The following is a 17,021-nucleotide window of genomic DNA, read 5'->3' on the forward strand; positions in this document are numbered from 1 at the left end:
GCTGGACCGGCGTCTGCACGACCTGCCACCGGCCCCTCACCAGCAAGCCCTACTCCATCCCAAGATCAAGAACAACCTAACGGAGTCCTACTAGGACACGAGGTCGCGGCGGCGCAGGGCCGCGAGGCCGGTGGCCGTCAGGGCGACCGCCAGGATCGTCAGGGTCAGCAGCGGGGACCAGGACAGCGACTGCGCGCCCGGCAGTTTCGGCAGGTGGGCGAAGGGCGAGAGGTCCAGGACGGACTGCGGGAGACGCAGCGCGGGGCCGATCCAGCCCAGGGCGAGCGCGGCTCCCGCGACCGCCCAGGCGGCGACGGCGTACTGGGGTGCCGCGCCGTACAGGAGCGCCGCGAGGGCTCCGATCACCCAGACCGCCGGGAGCTGCACGAGGGTGGCGCCGATCGTCCCGGGCAGGTCCTGCCCGTGCCCGATGCCCAGGCCGAGCCCCGCCAACAGCAGGATCAGCGCCGATCCGCCGAAGGCCACGACCAGGTGGCCGCCGGCCCAGCGCAGTCGGCCGACCGCGTTCGCCAGCAGCGGTTCGGCGCGCTGCCCCGACTCCTCGCCGCTCAGGCGCAGTACCGACGCGACGACGTACAGGGCGGCGATCAGCCCGAACATGCCGGCCATCGTGGCGAGGAAGGCGTCGGTGAGCCCGCTCTGTCCGCCCATCCGCTCGATGATCTCCCGGGTCTTCTCGTTGCCGCCGACCAGGTCGGCCGCGCCGTCCGCCATCCCGCCGAAGACGACCCCGGCGATCAGGAAGCCCGCGCTCCAGCCGATGACGCTGCCGCGCTGGAGCCGCCAGGCCAAGGCGCCCGCCGTGCCCAGCCGCCCCTCGGCCGGTCCGGGTCTGGCCGGGAGGAAGCCCGTGCCCAGGTCGCGGCGCCCGGCCAGCACGTAGGCCGCGCCCACCTGCGCCACCACGGCCGCGGCGAGCAGCACGAGCACCCACCAGCGGGCCGGCGCGAAGGCCCGTACGTTCTCGACCCAGCCGAGCGGCGAGAGCCAGGTCAGCGGCGAGGTCCCGCCCGCCGTACCGGCGTCGCCGGCCGCCTTCAGGACGAAGGCGGCGCCCAGCACGGCGGCCGTGAGCCCCTTCGCGGCGCGGGCGCTCCCGGTCAGCTGGGCGGCGATGGCGGCCGTGCCGGCGAAGAGCATTCCGGTGCCGGCGAGGGCCGCCCCGAGGGCGAGTGCTCCGCCCGCGCCCTGTCCGGCGAGGGCGAGCGTGACGAGCAGGGCCACGCAGGTGTTGGCGACGAGCGCGGCGAGCAGCGCCGCGGTCTGCGGGGCCCGCCGCCCCACCATGCCCGCGGAGAGCAGCTCCTGCCGGCCCGTCTCCTCCTCCTCGCGGGTGTGCCGGACGACGATCACCAGGCTCATGGAGGCCGCGAGGACCGCGCCGAAGACGCCGGCGCGCCAGGCGGTCAGGCCGCCGAGGGAGTCGCTGAAGACGGGCCCGTACAGGGCGCGCATCGAGCTGTTGGCGTTCATCGAGGCGGCGGCCGCGGCGCGTTCGGCGGCGGTGGAGTACACGCTGCCCAGCGCGCCGGGCATGCTCGCCACCAGCAGCGTGGTGCCCAGCACCCAGACCGGCATCATCACGCGGTCGCGGCGCAGGGCGAGCCTCAACAGGGCGCCGGTGCCGGCCTGCCCGTCGATCCTCATCGCTCCGCCCCTTCCGTGTAGTGGCGCAGGAAGAGTTCTTCGAGGGTGGGCGGCGTCGAGGTCAGCGACCGCACCCCGGAGGCGGTGAGGGAACGCAGTACGGCGTCCAGCTTGTCGGTGTCGGCCTGGAGCCGGACCTTCAGTCCCCGCACCTCGACGTCGTGGACGCCCGGCAGGTGCGCGAGGCCGTTCGGCGGGCCGGCGAGCTCGGCGGTGATCGACGTACGGGTGAGGTGGCGCAGTTCGGCGAGGCTGCCGGTCTCCACGGTGCGGCCCCCGCGGATGATGCTGACCCGGTCACAGAGGGCCTCGACCTCGCTGAGGACGTGCGAGCTGAGCAGGATCGTGCGCCCGGCGGCGCGCGCCTCGGCGACGCAGCCCTGGAAGACCTCCTCCATCAGCGGGTCGAGGCCGGAGGTGGGCTCGTCGAGGATGAGGAGTTCGGCGTCGGAGGCGAAGGCGGCGACGAGGGCGACCTTCTGCCGGTTGCCCTTGGAGTAGGTGCGCCCCTTCTTCGTGGGGTCCAGCTCGAACCGCTCCGTGAGCTCGGTGCGGCGGGCCCGGTCGAGGCCCCCGCGCAGGCGCCCGTACAGGTCGATGACCTCGCCGCCGGAGAGGTTGCGCCACAGGGTGACGTCCCCGGGGACGTAGGCGACCCGGCGGTGGAGGGCGACGGCGTCGGCCCAGGGGTCCCCGCCGAGGAGTTCGGCGGTGCCGGAGTCGGCGCGCAGCAGGCCCAGCAGGACCCGGATGGTGGTGGACTTGCCGGCTCCGTTGGGGCCGAGGAAGCCGTGGACCTCGCCGGTGGTGACCGAGAGGTCGAGTCCGTCCAGTGCGTGGGTGCGGCCGAACGCTTTGTGGAGTCCGGCGACCCTGATGGCCTTCGTCATGCTTCCGAACGTACGCGACTTTCACAAAATTGTGAACTTAAGGAATCGTATAAAGTTTGAAGGGTGGCGGAAGAGATGGCAGTACCGGCGGCACGGGACGAGGAAGCGGTCTCGCGCTTCGTGGAGCGGTTCGCCGCGCAGCTGACCGACGCGGGCATGCAGCGCATGGCCGCGCGCGTCTTCGCGCAGCTGCTGGCCAGCGACGGCGGCGCGATGACCTCGGCCGAGCTGGGCGAGGCGCTGCGGATCAGCCCGGCGGCGGTGTCGGGGGCCGTCTCGTACCTGACCCAGGTCAACATGGTCAGCCGCGAACGCGAGCCGGGCTCCCGCCGGGACCGGTACGTGCTGCACAACGAGCTCTGGTACGAGACCTTCACCCGGCGCGACCAGGTCCTGACCCTGTGGGAGAAGACCCTGCGCGAGGGCGCGGCGAGCCTGGGCGCCGACTCCCCGGCGGGGGTGCGGGTCGCGGAGACGGCGGAGTTCTTCGAGTTCATGCAGAAGGAACTCCTCGGCCTGATGGACCGCTGGCGCGCCCACCGCGCCACCCTCGGCCTGGACGCCTGACCCCGCCGACCGGGGCGATCACCGCAGCGGCCGGCGGGACGGCCCGGCGCCCCGCCCACCGGGCGGAGTGCCCGCGAGCCGTGTCCCGCTCACCTCTGGCGCGGCACCGTCAGCCCCCACGCGCCCGGTCGCAGCGTCCACGTGCGGCGCCTGACCGGACCGGTCACGGCCTGGTCCGCCCGGTAGCGGAAGTCCGGCCCCGACACCGTCACCGACCGCACCCGGGCCACCCGCGGCCCGCCCGCGCCCCCGCCCGCGCCGGAACCCGATCCGGCCCGGACCACCACCTCCGCCAGGCCCTCCCGCGCCGCCACCGACACGTCGAGCACCGGCTCGTCCAGGTCCGCCAGCAGCACCCCGTCCGCCTCCACCCGCAGCCCGCCCGCGGGCGGGCGCACCAGGGTGCGCACCAGCGAGCGGTACGCGTTCCACACCGACGGGGCCGCCGGGCGGGCCCCCGACCGCTCGGGCGAGACGATCCGCAGGTCCCCCAACACCACCCCGTCGCTGTCGTCGACCAGCAGGTCGCAGACCCGGACCACACCGTCCAGGACCGCCCGCGCCGCGGAAACGGCCGAAAGTGGCACACCGAGCGATCCCGCCAGCACCAGGGACCCCACGGGCCCCACGGGAATCAGCGAAATCACGCCGCCCGACAGCGCCCGCTCCCGGTGCAGCAACCCGACGGCCCGCACCAACGCCCGGTCGTCGCCCACGATCACCGGCCGCCTTTGACCCCGGCGGGCCAGGGCCCGCGCGAACTCCTCCCGTGAGTCGGGAAGGCAGATCTTCGCCGCCGCGCCCGCTGACAACACATCTTTCGCGATTCGCACGGACTCGCCGTCAAGACGGCGGGCGACCGGGTCGACGAGCACCAGCAGGCCGCCTACCGGCGCGCCCGCGTGGCTCATGGTGGGCTCTGGAGCCGACACCTCGGTCCTTCCTCGGGTAGCATCTTTGTGCAAGAGGCCCTTGCGCTATTGCGCCAGGGCCTTCGTCTATTCCGGGGTACCGGTCCGACGGCTCAGCCTGCGGTGTACATCGTCGTACGCCCCCTGACCTTGGACATGCCCCATCCGGAAGAGGTGTACGCCTGTGCCCGCTCTTGTGCTGCTCGGAGCTCAGTGGGGTGACGAGGGCAAGGGAAAGGCCACCGACCTGCTCGGTGGATCCGTTGACTATGTAGTGCGCTACCAGGGTGGCAACAACGCCGGCCACACGGTCGTCGTCGGCGACCAGAAGTACGCGCTGCACCTTCTCCCTTCCGGCATCCTCTCCCCCGGATGCACCCCGGTCATCGGTAACGGCGTCGTCGTCGACCCGGCCGTCCTGCTCTCCGAGCTGCGCGGCCTGAACGAGCGCGGCATCGACACCTCCAAGCTGCTCATCAGCGGCAACGCGCACCTGATCACGCCGTACAACGTCACCCTCGACAAGGTCGGCGAGCGCTTCCTCGGCAAGCGCAAGATCGGTACGACCGGCCGCGGCATCGGCCCGACGTACGCGGACAAGATCAACCGCGTCGGCATCCGCGTGCAGGACCTGTACGACGAGTCGATCCTCACGCAGAAGGTCGAGGCGGCGCTGGAGGGCAAGAACCAGCTCCTCGCCAAGCTCTACAACCGTCGCGCCATCGAGGCCGGCGCGATCGTGGAGGAGATGCTCCAGTACGCGGACCAGATCAAGGGCTACGTCGCCGACACCACCCTGATCCTCAACAACGCGCTGGACGAGAACAAGGTCGTGCTCTTCGAGGGCGGCCAGGGCACCCTGCTCGACGTCGACCACGGCACGTACCCCTTCGTCACCTCGTCGAACCCGACCGCGGGCGGCGCCTGCACCGGTACCGGTGTCGGCCCGACGAAGATCAGCCGCGTCATCGGCATCCTGAAGGCCTACACGACCCGCGTCGGCGCCGGCCCGTTCCCGACCGAGCTGTTCGACCAGGACGGCGAGGACCTGCGCCGCATCGGCGGCGAGCGCGGTGTGACCACCGGTCGCGACCGCCGCTGCGGCTGGTTCGACGCCCCGATCGCGCGCTACGCGACCCGCGTCAACGGCCTGACGGACTTCTTCCTCACCAAGCTGGACGTCCTGACCGGCTGGGAGGAGATCCCGGTCTGCGTCGCGTACGAGATCGACGGCAAGCGCGTCGAGGAGCTCCCGTACTCGCAGACGGACTTCCACCACGCGAAGCCGATCTACGAAAACCTGCCCGGCTGGTCCGAGGACATCACCAAGGCCAAGACCTTCTCCGACCTGCCGAAGAACGCGCAGGCGTACGTGAAGGCGCTGGAGGAGATGTCGGGCGCCCCGATCTCCGCGATCGGCGTCGGCCCGGGCCGTACCGAGACGATCGAGATCAACTCGTTCCTCTAGGCACGGCGGGCGGTACCTGAACGCCCGAAGGGGCGGTGCGCATCTCGCGCACCGCCCCTTCGGCGTGGTTCGGGTGGATCAGTTCTTCTCGTAGTAGCCGAAGATGTCGACGACGAGGTCCATCGTCTCCCACTCGTTCCAGCTCATGTTGAAGAAGTCCACGATGCCGTTCTCGCCGGAGGACGCCTGGACCAGGTTCGGGACGGTCTTGCCCTTCGTCCAGTTCAGCGTGGAAGACTCGGGCGGGTACGTGTCTCCGGCCCAGCCACCGCGGCGGGCCTCGGCCGACCACGGGTCCGGGGCGACCGCGAGGAAGCCGTTGCCGGCGGTGTTGGTGGCCGTGGCGTTCAGGACGTAGCCCGTGACGCCGTCGTCCTGGGGGTCCGGCGAGAAGGTCACCCACTTGAACCAGCCGCCCTTGAGGGCGCCGTAGTAGTAGTCGGTCTTCTCGCGGGTGTCCAGCCAGCGCTTCGGCTGCATGGGCATGTAGGCGCCGCTGCTGGCCGTGCTGTAGTAGCCGACGACGTCGATGACGACATCGGTCGCGCCGCTCCAGGAGCCGTTGAAGACCGTGATCTTACCGTCGTTGGAAACGGGGACGATCACCGAGTTGGCGATCGTGTCACCGTTGTTGAAGTTCAGGTTGGACACGCTCGGGTTCGACCCGCCGCCCGGCAGGACGGACAGGAAGCCGGCGCTCCGCGGCCCGGTGACCGTCACGTTGAGCGCCACGGCGCTGATGCCGCTCGGCACGTTGCGCAGGCCGGAGATCTGGGTGGTGAAGCTGCCGCGCGCGGGAACCTGACCCGCCTTCGTCGTGCCGAGGCCCTCGCGGGTGTCGACGAAGCGGGCCGGCGTCATCGGGGTGTAGCCGCTGGCGGCCTTCGGCGAGAAGTAGCCGGTGATGTCGGCGATCAGGTCGACGGAGTCGCCCACGTTCCAGCTGCCGTTGTACAGCTCGACGTAGCCGTCCTTGCCGACCGGGACGATCACCATGTTGGGAACGGTCTGACCGGCCGCGAAGTTCACGTTCGACGAGGTCGGACGCTCCTTGGCACCACTGGGGTACGCGGTGATGTAGCCGCTGCTGACCGGGTTGGTCACGGTGACGTTGAGGGCGACCGCGGTGATGCCCAAGGGGATGTTTCCGTTGCCGCCGACCTTCACGCGCGTCGTGCCGCGGCCGGGGACCTTGCCCTTCGCCGCGCCGATGCCCTCGCGGGTGTCCAGGAGGCGGGTGGGGGTGTACGGGATGAAGTCCGAGCCGGCGGTGGCGATGTCCTCCAGCACGTTGGTCGACACCTGCCCGCTGCCGGTGTCCGTCACCTTGACCGTGACCTTGTACACGCCGAGCTCGGCGTAGACGTGCTTGTGGGTCAGCAGCCCGGCGCCGGAGGCGGCGACCACGTCCTCGTTGCCGTCACCCCAGTTGACGCTCACGGAGAGCGAGGCCGGGTCGCTGATGATGTCGGTGTCGAGGCTGACCCCGTGGGCCGACGTCGGCGAGGCGCTGAGGACGACCGCCAGGTTCTGGTTGGCCGCGGTGGCGCCCTCGGCCATCGGGGCGGCGGCGGCCTTGTTCTTGGCGCCCGACAGGGTCGTGCGGACCGACTTCTCGGCGGGGCTCTTGTAGGTCTTGAACTTCGACTCGGCGTCCTTGGTGACGTCGACGTCGGGCGCCGAGGCCTTCGGCCCCACGGGTACGGGCACGGGCGCGGCCGAGGCCGTACCCGGTATGAGACCAACACCGGCCGCGATGATGGCGGCAGCGGACATTACGAGACGGCGATTGCGCACCGGCCCCCCAGTTTCGTTTTTGAACGCGATCAGGTGCGAAAGTGAGCCCAGAGTACACAGGTGAAGTGCATGCCGAACGGCGGGCCCCGTTGTCCGGACACGCCCCCGCCCGGAAAGGCTGCGAAGGCTCCGATCCGAAGGAGAACAGCCCTGGCGGACGAGGACAACCGCATTTCCCGGCGCCGACACCGGTGCCCGTCCCCGAGCAGGACCGGGCCGGGCCGTGGGCCCTACCAGGCCAGCTGCGAGATCTCCTCGGCCACCACCGCGCACGCGTCCGCCGCCGGGTCGATCAGCGGGAAGTGACCGATCCCGTCCAGCAGGGTCAGCCCCACCATCTCCCCCGCCTTCGCGGCCGCCGCCACGTACGACTCCGCCACCGCCGCCGGGACGACGATGTCCTGCCGCCCCTGCACCACCGCCGTGGCGATGCCCGTCGGCAGCAGCGCCGCCGGGTCCGCGTACGGCAGGCGGGCCGTGAAGTGCGGATCACCGCCGAGCAGCTGGGCCGAGGCTCCGCCGCACACGCCCAGGTCCTCCGCCACCGCGAAGTCCGCGATCGGGGCCAGCGCCACCACGCCGCGCAGTTCCGGCGGGGCGGGCAGCCGCCACGGGGAGTCGGACGGGAGCACGTGCCGGGCGGCGGCCCACAGGGCGAGGTGGCCGCCCGCGGAGTGGCCGGTGACCACCACGCGGCGGACGTCGGCCTGCGGGAGGGCCGTCGCCACGAGGCCCGGCAGGGCGTCCATGGCGGCGGCCACGTCGTCGAAGGTCTCCGGCCAGCGACCGGCGACCGGCCCCTCGGCGTCCTGGTGCGGCAGGGAGCTGCCCCGCCGGTACTCGACATTGGCGACGGCGAAACCCTGCCGGGCCAGGAAGTCCGCGAGCGGGGTGACGTGCAGGCGGTCGTACGGGGCCCGCCACGCCCCGCCGTGCAGGAGCACCACCAGCGGGGCCGGGCCCGCTCCCGCACCGCGCGGGGCGTAGAAGTCCACCACCTGGTCCGGGTGTTCCCCGTACGCGGCCGTAGCGTCCGGCGCGACGGCCGGATGGGAGAAGGCCGAGGCGGCCTCGGCGGCGTCCCGTTCCACGGCGGCGGGGTCCGTCATCGGCTCAACCTCTCGGTAACGCGTGGGACAGCGGGGACAGATGTTCCGGTGGTCCGGCAGAGCGGGACCGTATCAGTCTGGAACACGGCGTTCCGTGCGAGGTCCGGAATGTGACGGGGCGGGCGGAGCCGTAGCCCCGCCCGCCCCGCGCCGTGACGTTTCGCTACCGCGTCACCCGAAAATGTGACCCAGCGTGCGCGCGGCGCGCTCCGCGTCGGCGAAACCGACGTAGAGCGGGGTGAACCCGAAGCGCAGGACGTCGGGGGCCCGGAAGTCGCCGATCACGCCCCGGGAGATGAGCTCGCCCATGACCTCACGGGCGTTCTCGGTGCGCAGCGACACCTGGCTGCCGCGCTCGGCGTGGCCGGCCGGGGTGACCGCCTCGACCTTGCCCTGCGGGACGTACGCCGCCACGCATTCGAGGAAGAAGTCGGTCAGCGCGAGGGACTTGGCCCGTACGGACTCCACGGAGACCCCGTCCCAGGCGTCGAGCGCCGACTCCAGGGCCAGCATCGACAGGATGTCCGGAGTGCCGACGCGCCCGCGGCGCGCGTCGTCCGCCGGCCGGTAGTCCGGAGTCATCGCGAAGGGTTCCGCGTGGCCGTTCCAGCCGGGGAGGGGGGAGTCGAAATCCGCCTGGTGGCGGGCGGCGATGTACAGGTACGCGGGCGACCCGGGGCCGCCGTTGAGGTACTTGTACGTGCAGCCCACGGCGAGGTCGACCCCGTGGGCGTCGAGGCCCACGGGGAGCGCGCCGGCCGAGTGGCACAGGTCCCAGACCGTGATCGCCCCGGCCGCGCGGGCGGCGGCGGTGAGGGCGGGCAGGTCGTGGAGGCGGCCGGAGCGGTAGTCGACGTGGTTGAGCAGGACGACGGCGGTGTCGCCGTCGATCTCCTCGGCCGCGCGGCCCGGCTCCACCGGGGTGACGGTGAGGCCGGTCATCCGGGCGGCGGACGCGGCGATGTACCCGTCGGTGGGGAAGGTGGTGGCGTCCACCAGCAGCTTCGTCCGCCCCGGGAGGGCGAGGCGGGCCGCGCCGACGAGGGCCTTGAAGAGGTTGACGCTGGTCGAGTCGCCGACGACGACCTGGCCGGGGGCCGCGCCGACGAGCGGGGCGATCCTGTCGCCGATCCGCTCCGGGGCGGTCCACCACTCGCTCTCGTCCCAGGAGCGGATGAGGAGCTCGCCCCACTCGCGGGAGGCGACGTCGGCGAGCCGGTCGGTGACCCCGGCGGGGAGCGCGCCGAGGCTGTTGCCGTCGAGGTAGACGACTCCGTCGGGCAGGACGAAGCGCTCCTTGAGCTTGGCGAGCTCGTCGGCGGCGTCCAGGGCCGCGGCCCGGGCGACGAGGTCCTGCGTGGCGGGGGCGGCGGGGACGGCGGGCGCGGCGGCGGGTATCAGGGTCTCGTCAGACATGGCTGCGGGCCGTCCAGAGCTCGGGGAAGACGTTCTTCGTCGCGCGCTTCTCCAGCCAGGTGACGCCGGCGGAGCCGCCCGTGCCCGTCTTCGCGCCCATCGCGCGGCGGGTCGCCACCAAGTGGTCGTTGCGCCAGCGCCAGACCAGTTCGGCCACGTCCGTGAGGACCTCGCCGAGGCGGTGCAGGTCCGGGTGCTCGTCGGGGGCGGCGTACAGGCCCGTCCAGACGGCTTCGACCTCGGGCGAGGCCTCGTACCGCAGGGAGAGGTCGCGGTTCAGGACCTCCGCCGGGACCGCGAACCCGCGGCGGGCCAGCAGGCGCAGGACCTCGTCGTAGAGGCTCGGCTCCTGGAGGGCCTTCTCCAGCTCCGCGTGGACGCGCGGGGCGCCGCGGTGCGGGACGAGCATGGAGGAGGACTTCTCGCCGAGCAGGAACTCCATGCGCCGGTACATCGCCGACTGGAAACCGGAACCCTCGCCGAGCGCGGCCCGGTAGGCGTTGAACTGGCCCGGGGTGAGCTGGGCGAGCGGACGCCAGGAGTTGTTCAGTGCCTCCAGCTCGCGGAGGGATCGTTTCAGCGCGTCCATCGCGACGGGGATCCGGTCCTCGCCGAGCGCGCGGGCGGCCGTCTCCCATTCGTGGACGATGACCGTGAACCACAGCTCCATGACCTGGGTGGTGACCAGGAAGACCATCTCGCCCGGGTCGTCCGAACGGAGGTGCTGGAGGTGGGTGAGGACGTCCGCCTGGACGTAGTCCTCGTACGGGGTCGTGCCGTCGAAGTCGAGGTTCGGGGTGTCCGAACCGGCTCCGGAGGCATCAAGGGTGTTCGACATCGCTGTCTCCTCGACACGTGCTTCCGGGTAGCGGTCCGCTCCTTCCGTGAGGCAAGTGGAGCCCCGGTCCCCTGCCCGCATCGTAAGACACGGTCGGGGCGGGGCTCCAGCGGGGAGTGACGCAGGTCACAAGGAACCGGGCGTCACACCCTTCGTACGGACTCAGGCGGTCAGGACGTCGGCCGCCGTCGGGGAGGAGTCCCGAAGGAAGGTCGAGCAGCGCTCGTACTCCTCCTTCTCGCCGATCGCCTCGGCCGCGCGGGACAACGCGAACAGGGCGCGCAGGAAGCCCCGGTTCGGCTCGTGCTCCCACGGCACCGGGCCGTGTCCCTTCCAGCCGGCCCGACGCAGGGCGTCGAGGCCTCGGTGGTAGCCCGTACGGGCGTACGCGTACGACTCGACGGTGCGGCCGGCCTCGAAGGCCTCGTCGGCGAGGACCGCCCAGGCCAGGGAGGAGGTGGGGTGCGCGGCGGCCACCTCGACGGCGGCGGTGCCGGCCGCGATGGCCTCGCGGCCCGGCTCGTCGGGGAGGTGGGTGGGGGCGGGGCCCCCGAGCAGGTTCTGGTGAATCGACATGCCCCCAGTCTGCCGGGCTCCCCGCCCCGACGGCATCCGGCCCACCCGGCCGGGGCCGTGCGGACCGCGCGTCGGATCCCGGGCGGGATCAGCGGGCGTGCGTGCGCCTCATCCGGCAGGCCGCGAGGCGGATGGCGCCCCGGTCGGCGGCGGCGGCCGAGGCCGTCGTACGGGCGGACGCCCGCCCGGGACGCATCCGGTTCCATCCGGAGTCCCCCGCGGGGACGGGCGCGAACTGCCGGGGCAGCGACCGGAGTCCGGGCACGGGCACGGGGCGGTGCTCGCGCGCTCCGTCGAACGCCGGTGCCGGTTCTGCCGCCCCATCCGACGCCCCGTCGAAGGACCGGCGCAGCCTGTCGAGCTCCAACTGGGCCTCCACCCAACCCTCCACGGCGCTCTTGCGGGCCAACTCCAGCTCCACCGTGCGCTCGGTGAGACGGGGGCCGGGGGTCACCCCGTCGAAGGCCGGGCCCTTCCAGAGGCGCAGCGCACTCCGCAGCCGGACGGCCGCCGTCGCGTACTCCCCGCGGGCCAGGGCAAGATGTCCCGCATCCGCCTCGCGGGCGAACTCCCGTACGTCGAGGCGGCCGCCGCCGGTGTCGAGACGGTAGCCGTCGGCCGTCCGCACGAGCGCGGTTGCCGCGGTACGGCCGCCGCACGGGGCGACGGCCGCGTCCAGCCGCTCGGACAGCCGGCGCACGGCGGCCCGCAGCACCGGATGCGCCTGCTCCCGCGGCACTAACGCCCTGAGCTCCTCCGCGAGCACGTCGACCGGCACCACCCGGTCGGCGTGCGCGGCCAGGAGGGCGAGGACCTGCCTCTCGGACGGTGCGGCAGGCGCGATGGGCACACCGTTCTCGAAAACGCCCAGTCCTCCGAGTACGTCAATGTCCACAATCTTCTCCCAGGCAGGCGGAGTCCGCGTCGGCACGGACTCGACTCGACTCGATCCAAAAAAGAATATCGAGGTTTATGTTTCCGGCCACCATCGGCCCCCGGGGCGGGAGTTCCCCAGGAGCGGCGTACGGACATGCGGCCGTGCGGGCATGCCGACGTACGGGCCCCCGCGTACGGACGTCAGCCCGCGGTGAGCGCCTCCACGAGCGGCTCCGCGGCGGACCGTGCCGCGCAGTCGCACGACAGCGCCCCGTCCGGGCCGTGCAGGGCCCTGGCGCCGCGGCCCGGAGCGGTGTCGAGCCGGGCGGCCACCGCGGGGAACACCAGACTCTGCATCACGCCCGTGTAGAGCGCGGAAACCTCGCGGTCCAGGTCGAACCCGAGCGTCTGCGACATCACGTTGAGCCCCGCGAAGGCCCCCACCACCAGCCGCGCGGGCTGCGCCGGATCCACGTGCGGGAGCAGCTCGCCGCACGCCTTGGCCTCCACCATCAGGGCCGTGTGCAGGTCGATCCATTCCTGGTAGGGCGCCGCCCGGTGCAGCTTGCGACAGCTCTCCTCCAGGGTGAGCCGTGCGCTGCCGCGCGTCAGCACGTCGTGCCGGAGCCGGTGCGAGAAGACCATGCCGACGTCGACGAACTCCTGGGCCTTGAACTCCTGCGGGACGAAGGGCGGGTGGGTGCTCGCCTGGGCCTCGATCACCGCCTGCGCGACGTCCTCCTTGGACGCGAAGTGGAACTGGAGCGCGCCCTTGGTGACCCTGGCCAGCCCGGCTATGTCCGACAGCGTGGCGCCGTCGTAGCCCCGGTCCTCGAACAGCACTGCGGCGGCCTCCAGGATCGCCCGGCGCGTACGCGGCGCGCGGTCCTGCTCCACCTGCGGTCGGTCAGCCCTCATCACGAACATACCTCCAGGTACGTACCTTGCCGACAGTCCACCCCATCCCCGGGCATCCGTCCACAGGCGTCTCACCCCTGTACCGCTCTTGGCCCGGCCCTCGTGTGAAACACGAGGGGCCCGGCCGCCGTCGTGAGACGGCGGCCGGGCCCTTCGGCGTGCTGGTGCCCTGGAAGTACTACTTCAGGCGGGTACCGGTGGAGCGCAGGTTCGCGCAGGCCTCGGCGACGCGCGCGGCCATGCCCGCCTCGGCGGCCTTGCCCCAGGTGCGCGGGTCGTACTTGGACTTCGTGCCGACCTCGCCGTCGACCTTCAGGACGCCGGCGTAGTTGGTGAACATGTGGTCCACGACCGGGCGGGTGAAGGCGTACTGGGTGTCGGTGTCCAGGTTCATCTTCACGACGCCGTTCTCCAGCGCGGTGGCGATCTCCTCGGCCGTGGAGCCCGAACCGCCGTGGAAGACGAAGTCGAACGGCGAGGCCTTGCCGAACTTCTCCGCGACACCGGCCTGGAGGTCCTTCAGGAGCTCGGGGCGCAGGACGACGTTGCCCGGCTTGTAGACGCCGTGCACGTTGCCGAAGGAGGCGGCCAGCAGGTAGCGGCCCTTCTCGCCCAGGCCGAGGGCCTCGGCGGTACGGATCGCGTCCTCGACGGTGGTGTACAGCTCGTCGTTGATCTCGTGGCTGACACCGTCCTCCTCGCCGCCGGTCGGGGTGATCTCGACCTCGAGGATGATCTTCGCGGCGGCGGCCTTGGCGAGCAGCTCCTGACCGATGGCCAGGTTGTCGGCCAGGGTCTCGGCGGAGCCGTCCCACATGTGCGACTGGAAGAGGGGGTTCTGGCCCTTGGCCACGCGCTCGGCGGAGATGTCGAGCAGCGGGCGGACGTAGCCGTCCAGCTTGTCCTTGGGGCAGTGGTCCGTGTGCAGCGCGACCGTGATGTCGTACTTGGCGGCCACGATGTGGGCGAACTCGGCCAGGGCCACGGCGCCGGTGACCATGTCCTTGTTGTGCTGGCCACCCAGGAACTCCGCACCACCGGTGGAGATCTGGATGATGCCGTCGCTCTCGGCCTCCGCGAAGCCGCGCAGGGCGGCGTGCAGGGTCTGGGAGGAGGTCACGTTGATGGCCGGGTAGGCGAACTTGCCTGCCTTCGCCCGGTCGAGCATCTCGTTGTAGACCTCGGGGGTTGCGATGGGCATCTGTCCGCTCCTTGGGATGTGCGGGGAGTGTGCTTATTACGGCCCTGACCTGGGGGCGACGTCATCGTCGCGCCTATCTTTCCAGACTCGGCGCGACCGTCCAGCCCACCTGCGTTCCGGTACGGGCACGGCCGGCCGGGACGTTTCACGTGAAACATCCAGACCGGCCGGGAAAGAGCAGGTCAGGGCCTTGATCAGGACATCTCGGGACCTTGGTCACGAGTCGCCCCGGGGTACCGGACGCCCGGTACCGGCACGCTGACGATCACCGCACCAGGAGCGGCTAGGAGAGACCGAGGTCCCCGAGGCGGTAGCCGGTGAGGTACTGCAGGCCCGCTTCGGCGATGGCGTCGGCCGCGCCCCGGTCGACGATCGTGGCGACCGCGACGACCTCGCCACCGGCCTCGCGGACGGCCTCGACGGCGGTCAGCGGGGAGCCACCCGTGGTCGAGGTGTCCTCGACGACCAGGCAGCGCTTGCCCTTGACGTCGGTGCCCTCGATGCGGCGCTGCATGCCGTGCGCCTTCTGCGCCTTGCGGACGACGAAGGCGTCCAGGCGCTGACCGCGCGCGGCGGAGGCGTGCAGCATCGAGGTCGCGACCGGGTCGGCGCCCAGGGTCAGACCGCCGACGCAGTCGAAGTCGAGCTCCGCGGTCAGGTCGAGCATGACCTGACCGACCATGGGGGCCGCCTCGCCGTCGAGGGTGACCCGGCGGAGGTCGATGTAGTAGTCGGCCTCGCGGCCGGAGGAGAGGATCACCTTGCCGTGCACGACGGCCTTGTCCTTGATCTGCTGCAGAAGCGCATCGCGTACGTCAGTCATGGCCCCGAGCTTAATTGCGCGCTAGGAGAGCCGCCGCCAGGTCCACGTCGTGGAGATCTCCAGCGGATCCACCGGGGTGACCAGGCGCGGCAGCGTGTTCAGGCCGTTCGGCGGGCCGGACTGGGGCTCCACGCAGACGGCCTCGGGCTGCTCGTCGTAGACGACCACCCATTCGGCCCGGCTGGTGACCCGCAGTTCCAGTGCCCCGGGCCAGGTGAGGGTGACGTCGACCCCGTCCGGCATGCCGAAGCAGTCGTCCCAGGGGCCGGGCTGGGGCTCGATGCGGTGGCCGTTGGGCAGGTGGTCGGCGCCGCGCTCCTCCTGCCAGGCGGCCTCGAACCAGAGCTCCACGTCCCCGCCGCCGGGCGTGAGCTCGCGGAGGAACCAGGGGTGCCAGCCGGCCTGCGCCGGGAAGGAGTCCTGGTACGTCTCGACGCCCATGGTGAGGGTCAGCGAGTCCTCGGCGAGCTCGACGATCTGGGTGACCTTGCCGGGGTAGGGCCACGGGTCGGCGAGGTCGTAGGTGAACACCGCATCGGTGGCGGTGGCCCGGGCCCGGCGCCAGGGCGCGTCGCGGCCGAAGCCGTGGAGGGCGTGCGGAGGGTGGTTGACCGGCATCTGGTGGAGGGCGGCGCCGTCGCGGAACTGACCGTTCTCGATCCGGCCGCACCACGGGACCATCGGGAAGGCCCCGTAGTGCGCGCCCTGGCGGAGCAGCTCGGTCCCGTCGATGCGCAGGCTGCTGATCCGGCAGCCGTTCTCCTGGTCGACGGTCAGCTCGGCGCCGCCGGCCTTCAGTTGCGTAGTCATGCGACCGAGATTAGGGGGTGCCCGGGGCTGACCCGGCTCAGCGACGGCGGCGCAGCGCCCGCCCGAGGACCACGGCCGAGGCCAGGGCGAGGGCGGCGGCCGGGGCGATCCAGCGCAGGCCCGCCCCGGCGGTGGTGGCGGCGGGTGCGGGGACCGGGGCGTACCGGCCGCGCGGCGGCGCGTGGTCGACCTCCTCGGCGCTCCGGCCGATCATCGTCCGGCGGGCGTGCGCGGCTTCGGCCGGGGGCCGGGGGGCGCCGTCGAGCTCGTCGAGCTCCCCGGCGAGGAACGGATCGAGCGGTACCGGTTCGCCTGCCGGTTCGCCTGCCGGTTCGCCTGCGGCGGGCTCGGCGGGTTCGGCGGGTTCGGCTGCGCCGCGCTCGGCCGGGTCAGCCGCCGCCCCGGCTGCCCCGTGCTCGGGCCGATCGGCTACGCCGCGCTCGGCCCAGTCGGCTGCGCCCGGCAGGCCGTCCTCGGCTGCACCGGGCTCGGCCCAGTCGGCTGCGCCGGGCTCCGGACGGTCGGCCGCGTCGGGCTGCGGTCGGTCGGTTGGGCCGGGTACGGCTCGGTCGGCGGTGCCCGGGAGGTCGGGCTCTGGCCAGTCGGGGGCGGCGAAGTCGGCTTCGGCCTCCTCGGCTTCGGCCACGGGGTCCGAGATCCCGGTGTCGTCCAGGTCCGCGGTGATGCTGCCGGGCGGCAGGTCCGCAGGGGTGGCCAGGCGGGTGGCCGTGCGGTCCAGCAGGCGGCGTACGGCCGCGGTCGTGGACTCCGGGGTGAAGGCCGCCGCGCGGCCGTCGGCGGCGGCACCGGCGGTGAAGTCCAGCCGGGTCCCCTCGCCCTCCGGGGTCAGCGTCACGTCGAGGGTGAGCTTGACCGTGCCGCTGCCCCGCACCTCGGTGCCCTCGCCTTCGAGGACGAAGTGGTCCGGGTCCCGCTCGGTCAGGGTCAGCGCCCCCCGGTACGTCACGGTGTGCCCGTCGACCCGGATCCTGAGGCGGCCCGCGAGCGGCCCGGCCGCGGTGTCGGCGTCCTGCTGGAGCCCCGGTACGCACCGGGCCACCCGGGCCGGATCGCGCAGCGCGGCGCGGAGATCGTCTGCGGGTACCGGAACGAACACCTGATGCTCCATGCGGTCGAGCCTACCGACGACACC

General features: G+C 72.4%; 16 protein-coding genes. 2 read left to right on the forward strand and 14 right to left on the reverse strand.

All coding sequences use genetic code 11. The features are described 5' to 3' along the window. Nucleotides 1-90: 90 nt before the first annotated feature. Nucleotides 91-1,668, reverse strand: coding sequence for an ABC transporter permease (locus ACFYZL_RS14590; RefSeq protein WP_388679088.1), 1,578 nt, complete (start codon nucleotides 1,666-1,668; stop codon nucleotides 91-93). Continuing rightward, the gene (locus tag ACFYZL_RS14595; RefSeq protein WP_384751596.1) at nucleotides 1,665-2,558 is read right to left on the reverse strand and encodes an ATP-binding cassette domain-containing protein; all 894 of its coding nucleotides are present in this window, start codon (nucleotides 2,556-2,558) and stop codon (nucleotides 1,665-1,667) included. The genes ACFYZL_RS14590 and ACFYZL_RS14595 overlap by 4 nt, the downstream gene beginning before the upstream one ends. Before the next feature lie 75 nt (nucleotides 2,559-2,633). On the opposite strand from ACFYZL_RS14595, the gene ACFYZL_RS14600 reads away from it, so the two are divergent. Beyond that, the gene (locus tag ACFYZL_RS14600; RefSeq protein ID WP_384751637.1) at nucleotides 2,634-3,125 is read left to right on the forward strand and encodes a GbsR/MarR family transcriptional regulator; all 492 of its coding nucleotides are present in this window, start codon (nucleotides 2,634-2,636) and stop codon (nucleotides 3,123-3,125) included. 89 nt (nucleotides 3,126-3,214) lie between these two features. On the opposite strand, the gene ACFYZL_RS14605 is transcribed toward ACFYZL_RS14600, so the two are convergent. Then, nucleotides 3,215-4,036, reverse strand: a complete 822-nt coding sequence (locus tag ACFYZL_RS14605; RefSeq protein WP_384751635.1) for a diacylglycerol kinase — start codon at nucleotides 4,034-4,036, stop codon at nucleotides 3,215-3,217. 184 nt (nucleotides 4,037-4,220) lie between these two features. Between ACFYZL_RS14605 and ACFYZL_RS14610 the strand changes: the two genes are divergently transcribed. Next, nucleotides 4,221-5,504 (forward strand): adenylosuccinate synthase, encoded by a 1,284-nt coding sequence (locus ACFYZL_RS14610; protein ID WP_384751593.1) that lies wholly within the window; start codon nucleotides 4,221-4,223, stop codon nucleotides 5,502-5,504. Between the two features lie 78 nt (nucleotides 5,505-5,582). Here the strand turns inward: ACFYZL_RS14610 and ACFYZL_RS14615 are convergent, their stop codons facing one another. The 11 genes from ACFYZL_RS14615 to ACFYZL_RS14665 all read right to left on the reverse strand — a co-directional run bounded on the left by ACFYZL_RS14615 (nucleotide 5,583) and on the right by ACFYZL_RS14665 (nucleotide 16,997). Next, on the reverse strand, nucleotides 5,583-7,280 hold the full coding sequence (locus tag ACFYZL_RS14615; RefSeq protein ID WP_384751590.1) for a hypothetical protein: 1,698 nt from the start codon (nucleotides 7,278-7,280) through the stop codon (nucleotides 5,583-5,585). Nucleotides 7,281-7,531: 251 nt separating this feature from the next. Further along, complete coding sequence (locus ACFYZL_RS14620; protein WP_384751587.1) at nucleotides 7,532-8,410, reverse strand: alpha/beta hydrolase family protein; 879 nt, start codon at nucleotides 8,408-8,410, stop codon at nucleotides 7,532-7,534. 171 nt (nucleotides 8,411-8,581) lie between these two features. Beyond that, nucleotides 8,582-9,826, reverse strand: a complete 1,245-nt coding sequence (gene kynU / locus ACFYZL_RS14625) for a kynureninase (protein ID WP_388679093.1) — start codon at nucleotides 9,824-9,826, stop codon at nucleotides 8,582-8,584. Further along, nucleotides 9,819-10,664, reverse strand: coding sequence for a tryptophan 2,3-dioxygenase family protein (locus ACFYZL_RS14630; RefSeq protein ID WP_384751583.1), 846 nt, complete (start codon nucleotides 10,662-10,664; stop codon nucleotides 9,819-9,821). Before ACFYZL_RS14630 ends, kynU begins: the two co-directional genes overlap by 8 nt. A gap of 162 nt (nucleotides 10,665-10,826) precedes the next feature. Further along, the gene (locus tag ACFYZL_RS14635) at nucleotides 10,827-11,240 is read right to left on the reverse strand and encodes a DUF3151 domain-containing protein (protein WP_388679098.1); all 414 of its coding nucleotides are present in this window, start codon (nucleotides 11,238-11,240) and stop codon (nucleotides 10,827-10,829) included. Between the two features lie 88 nt (nucleotides 11,241-11,328). Then, nucleotides 11,329-12,135: a BTAD domain-containing putative transcriptional regulator gene (locus ACFYZL_RS14640; protein ID WP_384751578.1), complete on the reverse strand. Its 807-nt coding sequence runs from the start codon at nucleotides 12,133-12,135 to the stop codon at nucleotides 11,329-11,331. A 182-nt stretch (nucleotides 12,136-12,317) separates the two neighbouring features. Then, nucleotides 12,318-13,034 (reverse strand): ScbR family autoregulator-binding transcription factor, encoded by a 717-nt coding sequence (locus tag ACFYZL_RS14645; RefSeq protein ID WP_388679101.1) that lies wholly within the window; start codon nucleotides 13,032-13,034, stop codon nucleotides 12,318-12,320. 178 nt (nucleotides 13,035-13,212) lie between these two features. Next, the gene (fbaA, locus tag ACFYZL_RS14650) at nucleotides 13,213-14,235 is read right to left on the reverse strand and encodes a class II fructose-bisphosphate aldolase (RefSeq protein ID WP_376656574.1); all 1,023 of its coding nucleotides are present in this window, start codon (nucleotides 14,233-14,235) and stop codon (nucleotides 13,213-13,215) included. 283 nt (nucleotides 14,236-14,518) lie between these two features. Beyond that, the gene (pyrE, locus tag ACFYZL_RS14655; RefSeq protein WP_384748918.1) at nucleotides 14,519-15,058 is read right to left on the reverse strand and encodes an orotate phosphoribosyltransferase; all 540 of its coding nucleotides are present in this window, start codon (nucleotides 15,056-15,058) and stop codon (nucleotides 14,519-14,521) included. Between the two features lie 21 nt (nucleotides 15,059-15,079). Then, nucleotides 15,080-15,868: an aldose 1-epimerase gene (locus tag ACFYZL_RS14660; RefSeq protein ID WP_384748921.1), complete on the reverse strand. Its 789-nt coding sequence runs from the start codon at nucleotides 15,866-15,868 to the stop codon at nucleotides 15,080-15,082. A 37-nt stretch (nucleotides 15,869-15,905) separates the two neighbouring features. Continuing rightward, nucleotides 15,906-16,997, reverse strand: coding sequence for an SRPBCC domain-containing protein (locus tag ACFYZL_RS14665; protein WP_388679105.1), 1,092 nt, complete (start codon nucleotides 16,995-16,997; stop codon nucleotides 15,906-15,908). Nucleotides 16,998-17,021 lie beyond the last annotated feature (24 nt).

The sequence above is a fragment of the Streptomyces sp. NPDC001717 genome, from assembly GCF_042892775.1.
Classification (GTDB): Bacteria; Actinomycetota; Actinomycetes; order Streptomycetales; family Streptomycetaceae; genus Streptomyces.

Coding starts and splice junctions, on each gene's coding strand:
- ACFYZL_RS14590 (WP_388679088.1), bottom strand. CDS start 1,668: ATGAGGATCGACGGGCAGGCCGGCACCGGCGCCCTGTTGAGGCTCGCC.
- ACFYZL_RS14595 (WP_384751596.1), bottom strand. CDS start 2,558: ATGACGAAGGCCATCAGGGTCGCCGGACTCCACAAAGCGTTCGGCCGC.
- ACFYZL_RS14600 (WP_384751637.1), top strand. CDS start 2,634: ATGGCAGTACCGGCGGCACGGGACGAGGAAGCGGTCTCGCGCTTCGTG.
- ACFYZL_RS14605 (WP_384751635.1), bottom strand. CDS start 4,036: ATGAGCCACGCGGGCGCGCCGGTAGGCGGCCTGCTGGTGCTCGTCGAC.
- ACFYZL_RS14615 (WP_384751590.1), bottom strand. CDS start 7,280: ATGTCCGCTGCCGCCATCATCGCGGCCGGTGTTGGTCTCATACCGGGT.
- ACFYZL_RS14620 (WP_384751587.1), bottom strand. CDS start 8,410: ATGACGGACCCCGCCGCCGTGGAACGGGACGCCGCCGAGGCCGCCTCG.
- kynU (WP_388679093.1), bottom strand. CDS start 9,826: ATGTCTGACGAGACCCTGATACCCGCCGCCGCGCCCGCCGTCCCCGCC.
- ACFYZL_RS14630 (WP_384751583.1), bottom strand. CDS start 10,664: ATGTCGAACACCCTTGATGCCTCCGGAGCCGGTTCGGACACCCCGAAC.
- ACFYZL_RS14635 (WP_388679098.1), bottom strand. CDS start 11,240: ATGTCGATTCACCAGAACCTGCTCGGGGGCCCCGCCCCCACCCACCTC.
- ACFYZL_RS14645 (WP_388679101.1), bottom strand. CDS start 13,034: ATGAGGGCTGACCGACCGCAGGTGGAGCAGGACCGCGCGCCGCGTACG.
- fbaA (WP_376656574.1), bottom strand. CDS start 14,235: ATGCCCATCGCAACCCCCGAGGTCTACAACGAGATGCTCGACCGGGCG.
- pyrE (WP_384748918.1), bottom strand. CDS start 15,058: ATGACTGACGTACGCGATGCGCTTCTGCAGCAGATCAAGGACAAGGCC.
- ACFYZL_RS14660 (WP_384748921.1), bottom strand. CDS start 15,868: ATGACTACGCAACTGAAGGCCGGCGGCGCCGAGCTGACCGTCGACCAG.
- ACFYZL_RS14665 (WP_388679105.1), bottom strand. CDS start 16,997: ATGGAGCATCAGGTGTTCGTTCCGGTACCCGCAGACGATCTCCGCGCC.